Source organism: Vibrio coralliirubri, from assembly GCF_024347375.1.
Classification (GTDB): Bacteria; Pseudomonadota; Gammaproteobacteria; order Enterobacterales; family Vibrionaceae; genus Vibrio; species Vibrio coralliirubri.
The window spans coordinates 274,400-289,330 of record NZ_AP025471.1 but is presented as its reverse complement, the minus strand read 5'-3'; the positions used below and the strand labels follow the sequence as shown (position 1 = coordinate 289,330).

The 14,931-nt window shown below is 43.6% G+C and carries 13 protein-coding genes; 6 read left to right on the top strand and 7 right to left on the bottom strand.

The genetic code is table 11. From position 1 onward, the window contains the following. Window positions 1–14: 14 nt before the first annotated feature. Entirely contained in the window at window positions 15–1,139 is a 1,125-nt protein-coding gene (locus OCV20_RS17925) for an ROK family protein (RefSeq protein WP_086774233.1), read from the bottom strand. 79 nt (window positions 1,140–1,218) lie between these two features. Then, a complete protein-coding gene (locus OCV20_RS17920) occupies window positions 1,219–2,046 on the bottom strand; it encodes a glycerophosphodiester phosphodiesterase (RefSeq protein ID WP_086774232.1) in 828 nt (275 codons plus the stop codon). Window positions 2,047–2,286: 240 nt separating this feature from the next. Between OCV20_RS17920 and OCV20_RS17915 the strand changes: the two genes are divergently transcribed. The 4 genes from OCV20_RS17915 to OCV20_RS17900 are packed head-to-tail and all read left to right on the top strand — an operon-like array spanning window position 2,287 to window position 6,178. Continuing rightward, on the top strand, window positions 2,287–3,357 hold the full coding sequence (locus OCV20_RS17915; protein WP_086774231.1) for an ABC transporter ATP-binding protein: 1,071 nt from the start codon (window positions 2,287–2,289) through the stop codon (window positions 3,355–3,357). Next, on the top strand, window positions 3,354–4,223 hold the full coding sequence (locus OCV20_RS17910) for an ABC transporter permease (RefSeq protein WP_086774230.1): 870 nt from the start codon (window positions 3,354–3,356) through the stop codon (window positions 4,221–4,223). The genes OCV20_RS17915 and OCV20_RS17910 overlap by 4 nt, the downstream gene beginning before the upstream one ends. After that, the gene (locus tag OCV20_RS17905) at window positions 4,220–5,065 is read left to right on the top strand and encodes an ABC transporter permease (protein ID WP_086774229.1); all 846 of its coding nucleotides are present in this window, start codon (window positions 4,220–4,222) and stop codon (window positions 5,063–5,065) included. The genes OCV20_RS17910 and OCV20_RS17905 overlap by 4 nt, the downstream gene beginning before the upstream one ends. 15 nt (window positions 5,066–5,080) lie before the next feature. Next, window positions 5,081–6,178 (top strand): extracellular solute-binding protein, encoded by a 1,098-nt coding sequence (locus OCV20_RS17900; RefSeq protein WP_086774228.1) that lies wholly within the window; start codon window positions 5,081–5,083, stop codon window positions 6,176–6,178. 109 nt (window positions 6,179–6,287) lie between these two features. Here the strand turns inward: OCV20_RS17900 and yejF are convergent, their stop codons facing one another. Genes yejF through OCV20_RS17880 form a run of 4 tightly spaced genes read right to left on the bottom strand, consistent with a single transcriptional unit; the run spans window position 6,288 to window position 11,961 of the window. Further along, window positions 6,288–7,901 (bottom strand): microcin C ABC transporter ATP-binding protein YejF, encoded by a 1,614-nt coding sequence (yejF, locus tag OCV20_RS17895; protein ID WP_086774227.1) that lies wholly within the window; start codon window positions 7,899–7,901, stop codon window positions 6,288–6,290. Window positions 7,902–7,910: 9 nt separating this feature from the next. Next, complete coding sequence (locus OCV20_RS17890; protein ID WP_048608646.1) at window positions 7,911–8,933, bottom strand: ABC transporter permease; 1,023 nt, start codon at window positions 8,931–8,933, stop codon at window positions 7,911–7,913. 31 nt (window positions 8,934–8,964) lie between these two features. After that, window positions 8,965–10,053 (bottom strand): microcin C ABC transporter permease YejB, encoded by a 1,089-nt coding sequence (locus OCV20_RS17885; RefSeq protein ID WP_004730359.1) that lies wholly within the window; start codon window positions 10,051–10,053, stop codon window positions 8,965–8,967. Between the two features lie 12 nt (window positions 10,054–10,065). Beyond that, complete coding sequence (locus tag OCV20_RS17880) at window positions 10,066–11,961, bottom strand: extracellular solute-binding protein (RefSeq protein ID WP_086774226.1); 1,896 nt, start codon at window positions 11,959–11,961, stop codon at window positions 10,066–10,068. A 422-nt stretch (window positions 11,962–12,383) separates the two neighbouring features. Here OCV20_RS17880 and OCV20_RS17875 point away from each other — a divergent pair, with 422 nt between their 5' ends. Continuing rightward, entirely contained in the window at window positions 12,384–13,427 is a 1,044-nt protein-coding gene (locus OCV20_RS17875; protein ID WP_059018807.1) for an endonuclease/exonuclease/phosphatase family protein, read from the top strand. Between the two features lie 115 nt (window positions 13,428–13,542). On the opposite strand, the gene OCV20_RS17870 is transcribed toward OCV20_RS17875, so the two are convergent. Beyond that, window positions 13,543–14,139, bottom strand: a complete 597-nt coding sequence (locus OCV20_RS17870; RefSeq protein ID WP_048610992.1) for a porin family protein — start codon at window positions 14,137–14,139, stop codon at window positions 13,543–13,545. Window positions 14,140–14,567: 428 nt separating this feature from the next. Here OCV20_RS17870 and OCV20_RS17865 point away from each other — a divergent pair, with 428 nt between their 5' ends. Further along, window positions 14,568–14,882, top strand: a complete 315-nt coding sequence (locus tag OCV20_RS17865) for a winged helix-turn-helix domain-containing protein (RefSeq protein ID WP_050621624.1) — start codon at window positions 14,568–14,570, stop codon at window positions 14,880–14,882. Window positions 14,883–14,931: the final 49 nt, after the last annotated feature.

Genomic DNA, 14,931 nt, shown 5'->3' with positions numbered 1-14,931 from the left:
ATCCGATGTTTATATTAAATACCTAGCGTGCGAAATACTGGGAACATACATGCCCCATAGGTATTTAGCGACGGTCCAATTTTTGAAGGCGAGAATTGAGCCATTGCATATGAGCGTTCAGCTTCCTCCCAAACCTTATCTAATGCGACTTCATCAATAATGGCTTGACTGATATGTTGAGGGCAAGAACCACCAATAACTATACAATCTGGGTCGAACCAACCTAAAGTGACAACTAACATGGGCTTAAGCTGAGCAGCGGCAAAACGCACCCATTTTGAGACCACAGGGTTATCTAATCCTGGAATATCTTCAGGACCATCCACTTCCAGTCCTGATGCCACCAATTGATCCAATAAGCCACGAATAGTGGGCTTATTCTCTTCGCCAAGCAGATTGAAATATGTGCCGATTTCACCCGCATTATGCCGACTGCCACGGTAAAGTTTGCGATTGATGATCACACCGCCACCCACACCATGACCTAACTCAAACAGCACCATGTTTTTTACTTCTGACCACTGACCAGAATAAAACTCACCAACAACAGCAACATTACAGTCGTTATCGATCCAGACTGGCCATTCAAATACATCACCAAAGATGCTTGCTAAGTCGACCCCACGCCAATGTTCCATCTGAATAATAGTACGAATCGACTTACCATCGCCTTCAGAAGGCCCTGGCATAGAAACACCAATCCCTAAGATGCGTGCATTTTGGATTTTGTGCTTATCCACCAATAAGTCGACTTGAGCCTTAATGTTCTTAAGTACATCTATAATTGGCGCATCTTCGGCGTAATCGATGGTTTCAGTATCAATCACTTCACCGCAGAAATTTGCCAAAGCGACTTCAATTCGGTGAATATGGAAAGCGATACCAAATGAAAATGCTGCGTATGGATTCAACTGCAACGGAATGATCGGTTGGCCACGACCGACTTTTTCTCTTGGTCCTTCTTTAATCATGTTCATTGCCAGTAACTCTTTAGAAATACTGGTTACAGAGCCACTACGCAAACCTGTTTTTTCAACAATCTTGGCGCGTGGAACCGAGCTATGCTGTCGACAAACCGCCAGTAATTTCTTCTGACCTGGAGTTAATTCTAATTGTAATTGTTTTATCGGAGTTAACATGTTCAGTCGTTCTCTATTTATGGTTAAATCAATTTATTAGGCGGTGTCGCATGATGGGTTCATCAATAAAAAGTCGGATTTAAATCGGTTCCATACCGGCTTCGTGTACTAACTCTTTCAACATATCAATATCGTCGTGGCTAATCATATCAATGAGGCCTTCGCTCAACCATTGAATAATCTCACTATGTACGTCGTAGCCATAATATTGATTAAACCATTGAGTTGGTTTCATATTTTTGTCTTTGTTTGGCAAATACAAACGTGTGGTTAAGCCTGAGTTTTTATAACCTTCGAGTACGCTTCGCGTTGTATAAGGGTACTCGACACACACAGCATCCGCATTTGATTCCAGTACTGCGTTTAATTGGTTTTGGTAGCGTGCAAGCGTTACAACTTGCAATTGAATATTTGGCAGTCGCTGCTTAACAAGGTTGACTAAGGTATGGTCAAAACCCAGCAATTGGATATGCGCAAGAGCGTTAGGTGTTTGCTCGACCAAAGCAGTGAACTGCTCAGCAAATCGTTGATGATTACGTCTTTGCTTTGCTTCAACCACCAGTCCAACGCCTTGTTCAATTGCCCAATCAAGCACTTCACTAAATTTAGGAAGTGAAGTCTTTGCAAATGACTCATCAAACCAACCACCAAAATCAAGCGCTTCTAATTCTACTAGCGTCATTTGCTCAACATAACCACACCCATTAGAAGTACGGTTAACGCTTGGATCATGAATCACCACCAACTCTTCATCGGCTGTCATCGCGATATCAATTTCAATACAGCTTGTATTTCTCTCAACAGCGCTAATAAAAGCAGGCATGGTATTTTCTGGACAACGAATGCAATCGCCTCGATGGCTATTTACTAAAACCTGTCCTTTTGTTGCCACATCAAAAGTGAACATAAAACACCACCAATTAAACTACCTGAAAAAGTTTAATCTAGAATAGCGATATATTACATTTACTGTCAACGATGAAACAGCCATAAAACAAAAAATAAAAAAACCTTTTAAAACAAATAATTATTAAACTTTCCGTGATCAGCGAATGATTTTTACGTAAAAAACATCGATCGTTAATAAAACTGAAATAAACTGTAAATAATCTAACTCGAAATTTAAACTTTTTAAAAAAGGTTAATCATGGCAATTTTGGAACTTCGTTCTGTCACGAAAACTTATGGTGATTTTTACGCATCAAAAGAGATCTCATTCTCTGTAGAACAAGGAGAGTTTGTCACGCTACTTGGCCCAAGTGGTTGTGGTAAAACAACATTGCTGAAAATGATTGGTGGATTTCAAACACCTACATCAGGTGAAATCCTGATGAACGACCGTGTTGTGAATCAAATCCCTCCTGAGAAACGTGAAACAGCAATGTGTTTTCAATCTTATGCTTTGTTTCCACATTTAAGTGTTTCTCACAATATTTGCTTCGGTATGGTTCAGCAGAAGATCGACAAGAACGAACAAAAACGCCGTTTAGCGGAGATTTTGTCTCAGGTTGGTCTGATTGAACACAAAGACAAACTGCCAGCGCAATTATCAGGTGGTCAACAGCAGCGTGTCGCTCTAGCTCGTGCAATGGTGACTCGCCCTGACATCATCCTATTTGATGAACCTTTATCTAACCTTGATGCAAAAATGCGTGAGGGTGTACGTTTCGAAATTAAAGAACTGCAACGCCAGCACAACCTAACATCCATCTATGTCACACATGACCAAGCTGAAGCGCTAGCAATGAGTGACCGAATTGTCGTGCTTAACGGTGGCAACATAGAACAGATTGGCACACCTGAAGACATTTACTATCGCCCAGCTAACCGTTTTGTTGCCGACTTCATCGGTGCTGCAAATATCCATAAGGCCTATGTGGAATCAACTTCGGAAGACAACCAATATCGCGTGAGTTGTAACATGGGTGAATTTGTCGTTGAATCAGCAGAAACACCACAAGCTAGTGAAGTTTTTGTTTGCTGGCGTCCTGAAGATGCAGCAATTTGTAAAAAGGACGAACCCAATAGCTTTGAAGTTAAAGTTGAATCATCAGCTTTCCAAGGTAATAACCTAGATGTGTTTGGGTGGGTTGGAACTGAAACCCCTCAGAAAGTTCGCTTACAACTGAATGGTCGAGTATCTGCTCATAAAGGTGAAACTATTCATGTAAAACTGCCTGAATTTGGCGTCCGCTTCCTAGAGGGAGTAAACGCATGAATCTAAAACCCTACTTATTGCTAATTCCCGGAGTTGGCACCATTGCCCTACTCATGGGAAGTGCGCTCTACGTGGTGGTCGCACAAAGCTTTGGTATGTTCAGCGTAATGGGCGAAACCAATGCAACTCTTGAATACTGGCAAACGACTCTAGGCGATCCAATTTTATGGCGCTCAGTAGCTTACTCGCTAAGAACTTCAGTGCTCGGTACATTAGGCGCTGTCATGCTGGCCTACCCTATTGCACTTTGGTTGCACAAACCTATCCCGGGTAAACCTGCCATTATCGGTGTTCTCCGTGCTCCTATGTTTGTCCCAGGACTTGTTGCTGCGTTCTTATTAATGAACGTGATTGCTTACCACGGTATTTTCAACGAATCACTATTGGCATTAGGCATTATTGATAAGCCCATGCGTATGTCTAACGACAAGTTCGGTTGGAGCATTGTAGTACTGCAAGTTTGGAAAAACTTACCGTTTGCCCTAATCCTGATCAGTGGTTCAATTGCCAGCATTCGTGGTGACCTAATGGACGCTGCTCTAGACCTCGGCGCGACTCGCTGGGCAAGATTCTGTCAGGTGATTTTTCCGTTAACAATTCCAGCATTACAGGCTGCATCTATTCTCATTTTCATTGGCGCACTTGGTGATTTCTCGTTTGCTTCCGTAGCAGGTTCTCGCAGCAGCTACTCACTAGCTATGTTAATGAACATTACCGCAACCCAATATTACGAATGGGAGAACTCAGCAGTGATCGCTATGGTCATCATGCTTCTCGCAGGCTTCTCCGCTGTCGTTCTTACTTTTCTAACTCAACCATTTCTTACACGTAAAAGCGTTGTTGTTGATATGGAGAAAGCATCATGAGTCGCCTACGCAACTTAACGAATACACAATGGGTTATGTTGATCTCAATTAGCTTCTTTGCGCTAGTGAATTTTCTTTGGCTGGGTGTGCCATTTGCTATGGCTATTATTTGGTCCCTAGTCGATCCAAACCACCCATGGAGTTACCCAGACTTATTCCCACAAGTTCTGTCTTTTGGACGTTGGGTTGAAGTGTGGGAAAACACTTCCCTACCAGAAGCACTACGCAACAGCTATTCGGTTGCGCCAGCGGTAGCTATTTTGACCATCACTTTAGCAATGCCTACAGCCTATGCCTTTGGTCGCATGGAGTTTCGTGGCAAAAAGCTTGCTGAAATGGTGTCACTGCTGCCGATGGTTATGCCTTCAATGATCTTGGCTGTCTTTTTCAGTGCCATGCTCCTTGAATTAGGTCTAACTGATCCATACGTCAATATTGTTATTGCGCATACAGTATTGGCCCTGCCTTACGCAATTCGTATTTTGTCGGCAGGTTTTAAAGCCATTCCACAAGATTTGATTGATGCCTGTTCAGATATGGGCGCGGGTAAGATTGGAACTTTTAAGCATGCATTCTTGCCTATGCTCAAACCAAGCTTACTTGCATCGTCAATCTTCTGTTTGGTGATCAGTATTGAGGAATTCAACATGTCCTACGTACTTGGTGCACCAGATTTCATTACTGTTCCAACCATCTTATATTCGTTTTTGGGTTATTCATTTATCAGACCTGATGCTGCCGTTGTATCTCTGATCCTTGTGATTCCAAATGTACTACTGATGTTACTAATTGAACGTTTATTGAAAGGAAACTACTTGTCTCAATCGACAGGTAAAGCTTAATTTCGTGAGGATACAATGAAAAAAACTCTACTAGCAGCACTACTTAGCACCACAGCATTTTCTAGCTTTGCATACGATGTAAACACAATGACGTGGGATGAAATTGAAACTCAAGCGAAAGAAGAAGGCTCAGTAACTTTCTCAGTTTGGTATCTTCAACCTGGTTTCCGTAAGTTTGTAAAAAGCTTTGAAGAAGAAACGGGCATTAAAGTTCGTATCCCTGAAGGCACTCACGATGGTAACCGCAACAAGCTTCAAGCCGAAAGCCGCCGTGATGAAGGTTCTATGGATGTAGTGGCTCTTGGTCCAACAGCATTGAACACGTTCAAACTAGAAAACACTCTTCTAAGTTTGAATAAGCTTCCAGAAATTCAAAAGCTGAATCAAACAGCAGAAGGGATCAACTCTAAAGGTTATGGCGTGACCTTCTGGGGCAACCAAACTGGCCTTGCTTACGATCCTAGCCGTATCAAAGAGTCTGATTTACCACAGACCTTTGAAGAAATGGAGAGCTACATCAAAAGCAACCCAATGGCATTTGGTGTAAACGATCCAAACGGTGGAGGTGCTGGTCAGCGCTTCATCGAGTCAAGCATTCGTCACGTATCAGGCGAGTTCGACATGACAGAAAAGCTTGATAAGAAAGTCGTAAAATCGTGGGCACAAACTTGGGATTGGTTTCAAACGAACGAAGAAGATATGCTAATCACAGCGTCTAACGCAGACAGTCTTACACGTATCAACGATGGTGAAATTACACTTGCACCGGCATGGGAAGACCACCTAGCGGGTTTACAAAAGCGTGGCGCGATTACTGATCGCATCAAGTTCTACATCCCTGAATTTGGTATGTCAGGCGGTGGTAACTTTGTAACAGTGGCTAAAAACAGTCAACATCAAGCTGCATCTCTAGTATTCATTAACTGGTTAACATCAGCAAAAACACAAACGGCACTAAACGCAGAGTTTGGTACAGCGCCACAGCACCCTGAAGCAGACTCTTCTAACGCGCTGATCTCACAAGATATGCGAAACAACTCAACCGAACCGTTTAACTCTGAGTACAGTTCCTACCTGAAGAAGCAATTCACTCGTAATGTACTGATGCGTTAAATTAAATCTTAACTACTCATGCTCGGCCTTACACCAGTAGTTAAAACAAAAAAGAACGATATGTTGAGTATCGTTCTTTTTTATTAAGCACCGTAAAGTATGAATAAAATCAGCTTATATTTGATAGCGAAACTAACTGCTTGGTGTAGTCATGCTGCGGATTACCAAACAAAGTCTCAGTGTCACCTTTCTCTATTACCTCGCCAGCTTTCATGACGATGGTGTAATGACACAAGGATTTCACGACATTCAGATCATGACTGATAAACAAATAGGTCAGGCCATACTTTTCTTGAAGTGACTTCAGTAAATCCAGTACTTGAGCTTGAACGGTTCTGTCGAGTGAAGATGTTGGCTCATCAAGCAAGATAAACTCTGGCTTAAGGATCAGAGCACGTGCAATCGCGATACGCTGCCTTTGACCGCCAGAAAACTCATTAGGGTAACGGTGACGAGTGTCAGGATCGAGGTCAACCTCTCTCATTACGTCACAGATGCGTTGGTCGAGTTCGTGCTCATCCAATTGTTGATGCACTAACAAACCTTCGCCAATCACCTGAGCGACCGACATTCTCGGGTTTAGCGCAGAAAACGGGTCTTGAAAGACCACTTGCATACGGCTTCTAAACGGAAGCATCTGTTTTCGATCTAAACCTTGAAGCTGTTCACTCGAGTAGGTGATTGACCCTTCACTATCTACCAGCTTAAGTATCGCCATACCGGTCGTCGATTTACCAGAACCACTTTCGCCAACCAAACCGATTGAGTGCCCTTTCTTCAAAGTGAACTCCATGTCGGTCACAGCTTTAACATGAGAAATGGTACGCTTGAATAAACCGCCCGTGATCGGGAACCAAACACGAAGTTGATTTACATCGAGTAGCGGTTTGCTTTCGGGTGACACAGGAACAGGCAAACCTTTCGGATCAGAGTTAATAAGTTTTTGAGTGTAAGGGTGAGCAGGTGCGTTAAACAGGGTATGACAGTCGTTACTTTCAACCAAGCGACCATCTTTCATTACCGCTACTCTGTCGGCAATCTTACGAACGATACTTAAGTCATGAGTGATAAAAAGCATCGCCATACCGAGTTCTTGTTGCAGGTCTTTCAACAAATCCAAAATCTGCGCTTGTACCGACACATCCAATGCGGTTGTCGGTTCGTCAGCGATAAGCAGCTCAGGTTCGTTGATCAATGCCATTGCGATCATCACGCGTTGGCGTTCTCCACCAGATAGCTCGTGCGGATAGGCTGAAATCTTTTGCTCTGGATAACGAATACCCACCTTTGAAAGCCACTCTATCGCTAAGGCTTGCGCTTTATTGGTTCGCATACCACGGTGAATCGCGAGGGTTTCAACAAGCTGTTTCCCGACTCGATGAAGCGGATTAAGCGACACCATGGGTTCTTGGAAGATCATACCGATGCGACCACCACGAATCCCGCGCAGTTGTCTTTCGGAACAACTCAGAATATCGGTGCCAGAGAAGTTAATCTTACCGTTCAAGTAATGCGAAGAACCTTTAGGCAGCAGTTTTAATACTGAATTAGCCGTAACCGATTTACCTGAGCCACTCTCCCCCACCAGCGCCAGTGTCTCACCTTTGAATATCTCCAACGAGACATCATGAGTCACTTGTTCTATCGAATCTTTTCGCCCGAAACCGACCGACAATTTGTCGATGGTCAAAACTGGAGAAGCAGGCGTTGTATTTGAAGTCATAACCTATCCTTACTTCTGTTGATGCGGGTCGAAAGCATCACGCACCGCTTCACCCACGAAGACCAGTAACGTCAGCATCAGTGAAAGTACGACGAAGGCAGAAATGCCAAGCCAAGGCGCTTGCAAATTAGCTTTACCTTGCGCCAATAGCTCACCCAATGAAGGCGAACCCGCAGGAAGACCAAAGCCTAAGAAATCTAATGAGGTTAACGTAGTGACCGAGCCAGACAAAATAAACGGCATCATGGTTAATGAAGCCACCATCGCATTGGGTAACATGTGACGAAGCATAATGCGTTTGTCATCAACGCCCATCGCTTGCGCGGCTCTTACGTAATCAAAGTTTCGACAGCGTAAGAACTCGGCTCGCACAATCCCCACTAAACTCATCCAACTGAATAGCACCATAATTCCGAGCAGCCACCAGAAGTTCGGCTCGATAAAACTCGACAAAATAATCAGCAAGAACAGGGTCGGCATCCCTGACCAAACTTCAATGAAGCGCTGACCAAACAGATCCACCCAGCCACCGTAGTAACCTTGTGTCGCCCCAACAACCACACCAATCACGCTCGATACAATCGTCAGAATAAAGCCAAATAAGACAGAAATACGGAACCCATAAATGATGCGAGCTAATACATCTCGCCCTTTATCATCGGTTCCTAGCCAGTTCACTGAATCAGGCTCCGACGGCACCGCGCCTGAAATATCGAAGTTTATCGTGTCGTAACTAAACGGAATGATGGGCCAGACGATGTAACCGCTGTCTTCAATGAGTTCGATAACATACGGGTCTTTGTAGTCGGCTTCTGTTTCAAACTCGCCGCCAAATTCAGTCTCGGCATACTCATTAATGACAGGTACAAACCACTGATTATCATAAGAAACTAATAAAGGCTTATCGTTGGCGATGATCTCAGCGAACAGGCTCAGTCCAAACAGAATGGTAAATATCCAAAGGGAGATAAAACCACGCTTGTTTGCTTTAAAACGTAACCAACGAGCTTCAGCTAAAGGGTTGTTAAACATTTATTATCAATACCTTTTTATTCATTCGCCATTAACGCGCTTCAAAATCAATTCGAGGATCAACCCAGGTATACGTCAGGTCGGAGATAATGCTCAGCACCAAGCCAAGCAAGGTCATGATATAGAGAGAGCTGAACACCACTGGGTAATCTCGCTGAATGGTCGACTCAAAGCCAAGCAGACCAATGCCTTCGAGTGAAAACATCACTTCAATCAACATAGAGCCCGTGAAGAAAATACTAATAAATGCGCTCGGGAAGCCGGCAATAATGATCAACATCGCGTTACGGAAAACGTGCTTGTAGAGAATGCTGCTCTCATCCAAACCTTTTGCTCGCGCGGTCACTACATATTGCTTATTGATTTCATCAAGGAAGGAGTTTTTGGTCAGCATGCTGAGTGTTGCAAAGCCGCCGATAACCATCGCAAAAATAGGCAAAGCCAAGTGCCAGAAGTAGTCGCCAATTTGTTGATACCAGTTGAGCTGGTCGAAATTACTCGACACAAGACCACGCAATGGGAACCAACTGAAGTAGTTACCACTCGCGAACAAAATAATCAGAATGATCGCAAACAAGAAGCCCGGCACCGCATAACCGACAATCACCACCGCACTTGACCAAATATCGAAGCGAGAACCGTGATGTATCGCCTTCATGATGCCTAAAGGTATCGAGATCACGTAGATGATTAACGTACTCCATAACCCCAAGGAGATGGAAACAGGCAGTCGCTCGATGATCAAATCAATAACGTTGCCGCCTTTAAACAGGCTTTCACCGAAGTTAAAGGTCGCGTAATTTTTCAACATGTCGAAGTAGCGAACGTGGATCGGCTTATCAAAACCAAATTGCTTTTTGATCTCTTCAACCACTTCAGGATCAAGCCCACGTGAGCCTTTATAGCCACTAGCAGACGCTTGGTCACTTTCGCTTAAATCAACTTCTTGTCCACCACCAGAAAAGCGCTCCATAATGCCAGAGTTGTGCCCTTCTAATTGAGCAACGGCTTGTTCTACCGGACCTCCAGGGGCAATCTGGATGATGAAAAAGTTGATGGTGATGATCGCCCACAGCGTGGGGATCACCAACAATAAACGTCGAAATATATACGCGGCCATGCTAACTAACTCCTAGCGACGTTTTTCAGGAAGCAAAGCCGCCTTCTCTTCTGAAATCCACCATGTATCGATACCTAAATCGTATTTAGGCAATACATCTGGACGCTCAAACTTGTCCCACATTGCTACGCGATATTCACCAACGTGCCATTGCGGGATGTTGTAGAAATTCCACTGCAATACACGGTCAAGTGAACGACCTAGTGTAAGAAGCTTTTCAGGATGCTGTTGGTTACGCGCAATTTCTTCTGTTAACGCGTCAACCACTGGGTCGATAACACCTGCAGTATTGTAAGTAGAATCAATGTAGTTAGAGTTCCAAACGATCATTAAGTTCGGGCTAGGATAAGGGTTTGCGGAAAATGACGACGAAACCATATCGAAATCACGATCACGTAAGCGCTTGATGTACTGAGTCGTATCGATGGTACGGATCTTCATCTCAATACCCATGCGCTTAAGGTTCTTTTGAACCGGCGTTGCGATACGTTCCGTAGTTGGGCTGTAAATCAGCAACTCAAATGACATCGGTTTGCCGGTCTTTTCGTTGGTCATGACTTTGTCTTTCAGCACCCAACCCGCCTCTTTCAATAGTTTGAAAGCGGTACGCATTTGGCTACGAATACGACCGCTACCATCGGTGACGGGTGGTTGGAATTCTTCGGTGAAAACTCGCGGTGGAATCTGATCTTTGTATTGAGACAACAACTCGACTTCCGCTTCGCTTGGTAAGCCTTTCGCTTCATAGTCGGTATTTTGGAAGTAGCTGCGAGTACGCTTGTACTGACCATAGAACATGTTTTTGTTCATCCACTCAAAGTCCATCGCGTAAGTTAACGCTTCACGCACTTTAGGGTCAGAGAACACAGGAGACTGAATGTTGAAGACGAAACCTTGTGTCGTTTCAGGCTTCTCGTGGTTGATCTCTTCTTTAATGATGTAGCCTTTATCGAAGTTCGCGCCCGTATAAGAGTTGGCCCAGAACTTAGCCGAGTTCTCGGTTCGAAGATCGAACTCCCCTGCTTTGAAGGCTTCCAACATTACCGTGTCGTCACGGTAGTAATCGTATTGCACCTGCTTGAAGTTATTACGGCCAACGTTAACTGGTAAGTCTGCTGCCCAGTAGTTTTCATCTAGACCATAGGTAACACTTTGGCCTGATTTGTAGCTGATGATCTTATAAGGACCACTACCGACTGGTGGCTCGCTTAGAGGCTCAGACAGCTTTCTGTCTTTCCAGAAATGTTTCGGCAATACACGAGTGCTTTGTGCAAAGCTGAACAGTTTTTCGCGGTTTGGACTGTTCATTTCAATGCGAACAACCAAATCAGAAACCGCTTTTACTGACTTAATCTCTTTGTAATACACTCGATACTGAGGTACGCCCTCGGTTGAGAACTTGTCAAAAGTGAAGGCAACATCATGCGCAGTGATAGGCTCGCCATCTTGGAATTTAGCATTTGGGTTGATGTCGATTTCCATCCAAGTGAAATCACTGGCGTAGCGAACCTTTGAAGCGATCAATGGATAGTACGCATCAATCTCGTCGCTCGGAGAAAACATCAAGGTATCGTAAATCTCTCCGGTGTAACTTGCAGCAACGCCGCGAGAACCGAATCGATTAAAGCTATCGTACGTACCTATGCTGCCATAGGTCACTTTGCCCTGCTTTGGCGCATCAGGATTAACGTAATCGAAGTGAGTAAAATCGGCTGGATATTTTGCTTCACCAAAACCAACCAGTTGTGTGGTTTCAATAACGGTGACAGCAGGAGTTGATTGGGTTTCAGAAGCGTAAGTAACGAAGGGTTGTAAAGCAATAAGCGGCAACATGATTGCACATGACTTCAAATTAAACCTGAAAAACTGAGTGCGTTGCGAGGCTTTGCGTCGAAAAACTGTTCCCATTTGACTCTCCCTTCAAATGTCATGAATTCTATATTCAAGTTGATTTATCGGCTTTGAATGCATGCCGTTAAATCAAGTATAGGTTCAAATCTAACATCATGTAATAACTAATAAAACCATCAGCACTCTATCTCTGACGGTTTATTTACAAATTACTCGTCACCGCTCGAAGTTATTGGATACAGTTAGCTTTGATTCCTTTGGTTCCTGTGATTCCTTTGAATAAGTTGATCAGCTTGGTGGCGTTGGAAAGTACGGGTTAAAGCAGAAGCACTAAGATTGCTCTAGCCTAAATGACACAAGCCTCCACGGCTTAGATTTCCTTTGATTCGCTTCTAAAGTGAAATTTAAGCTCTAAATAATCAACAAACTATACTTTTACTGGAGTATCCTTGCTGACTAGGTCTAAATGGAATGACACTTTGAACAAACCAAACCAAATAACATTCGCAACGTTCAACCTTCTGAACTATCTCGAGCCACCGAATGCTTATTATGATTTTGAGAACATCTACAGCTTCGAAGAATGGCAGAAGAAGCAACATTGGATGGCTGAAGCGATTCGTTCATTAGATTGCGATGTGATTGGCTTCCAAGAGATATTTAGCCCGCAGTCTTTAGAGCAATTGATGAACGACCTAGGTTATCCATACTTTGCTGTGGTCGATACTGCACACGTTGAAGATGATTACCTATACACCTCACCTGTCGTTGGTATTGCTTCCCGTTACCCGATTGAAAACGTACAGCCTGTTACGCCAGATTCGAAGTTACTGACAGCATTCAACCTTGGCGACAAATTCTCATTCAACAGAACGCCTGTTCACGCGACGATTACGTTACCCCATTTAGGTTCAACCGACTGTTATGTGGTGCACTTTAAATCACAACGTCCGACAGAGCCAAAGGTTGAACCTGTCGATGCGGACAACGCTCAGCAAGGCGAAAAACCACAAAGTGACACGCTCACTCGCTTTCACCAAGAACAGCTTGGCTCTTGGCTATCCAGTGTCCAACGCGGTCTAGAAGCTCAGATGTTGCATCAATACATCACCAACCAACGCTACCAAACCGATCAACCTGTTGTGTTGATGGGTGACTTTAATAAGCCTCTATTCAACGACGAGTTTAAAGGGCTATTGAGTTACTCAATCAACCGAGACGAAAACAGCAAGCATTGGCTATCCCACTTTCGATTGAAAGACAGCTGGGATCTTTACCATCAGCTACATGAAGAAGACTTGCTTGAACAGCGTAAGCCAACCCATTACTACGGCGCTTCAGGATCTGTACTGGACTACATTTTGATGTCGAACGAGTTTGATTGTCAGAACTCGTCTAGCTTAATGGAGATCTCTAGCTACACAGTGTTAGACCATCACCTGATTAATCCTAGTTTTGAACACGACCAATTCAGTACCGACCATGCCATCGTGTCTGTCACCGCGCATATTCGTGAAGCCTAGAGTTAAACATAAAAAAGCCGCAGTCAAAAACTGCGGCCTTCCACTTTAGCTAAACGGGTTGAGCCAACCGACGCCCCATTTAGAAACCGATTTACCGTTTAGCAAAGTGTGAAACTTAGAAGTTATACATTGCGCCTAGGTAGAATGAATCGATCACGAGATCTTTATCATTTTCAAAAACTGAATCGCTCTCAATCACAAATGCATCCGCTTCATAGCCTAACCTAAAGCTGACGTTTTTAGCCTGTTTAGGTGTGTACTCCACTCCGAAACCATAGCGAATACCCTCACCACTATCGTCATCAAGCACCGGCAGCGACTGGTCTAAATCAATCGTCGACAAACCGATGATGCCAAAAGGGCGAATTCCATTGTCAAACGTGTAACCTAGATTAGCACTGATCGAAAATGCAGTTGGAGACCAAGTGTAAGTAGATTGGTTTAATGCATTTTTTGCAACAACGTCGCCATAATTCGTATATTGCGCCTCTAGCGAGACGATGCGATTAAATTGGTATCCAGCAATTATCTTATATGTCTCGTCTTCAGCATCAACAGTAATTGGTGCTTGAGTGTTTTTATAGAGCCCGCCATCATCAATACCAGATGTACCAATTGCACCACCTAGATAAAATCCACTGTCTGCTGCCATTACATTGTTTGCTGCAAATGCTGACATCATCGCGATGCTTAGAATAAATTTGTTGTTCATTACTGCTTAACCTTACTTAATGCAAATCAAGATTGTTACGCCTTCCTGTGCTGCACAATCTTGTTAGAGTTATCCGACACCCCGTCGAATTGGCAAGCAGGTTAATCTCACAGAAAACAAAAAAATAAATAAAAATATAATCACTTTGTAACTTCAACCAACACAACCAGTAAAAACCTAATAAATCATTGAATAAGCGAGAAATAAAACCCTGTCATTTATTCAGAATAACCTTCCCTCTATTTTTCAAACCCTCTGATTTTTAGATTTTATTCTCATGAGCTTACGCAGGCTTACTTTCAAGCGTGGTGTGATTTTGCATAATCCGCCCACTTCGACCATTAGCACACTTAAATAATTACCCGCTCCAACAGCAGGCAAATTTTGCTCAATCTCCACAATTTAGAATAAGACGAACAGAAAACACGATGAACCACACAATAGACTTCAACGGCTTAATCATTGATATCGACGCTCGAACGATTACCAACCAGCAAGGAAACAAAATCACTTTGCGCCCTCACCTATTAGCAGTGCTCTGCTTGTTATTGGAAAATGTGGGAAGACCGATTTCAAGAGAGCATATTGTTGATGTGTGTTGGGACGGACAACTCTCGTCACCACATGTTCTTGCTAACGTCGTCTATAACCTACGCAATGTCTTCGCGCGATTAAGAGCATCCAACGTCCAGATCATTACCATTAGTAAGTTCGGATATGCGCTATCGATTGAACCTACATAAAGGATTTATGCAATCAATGGCGGTGACTAAGATCACCAAAAAACGCCCC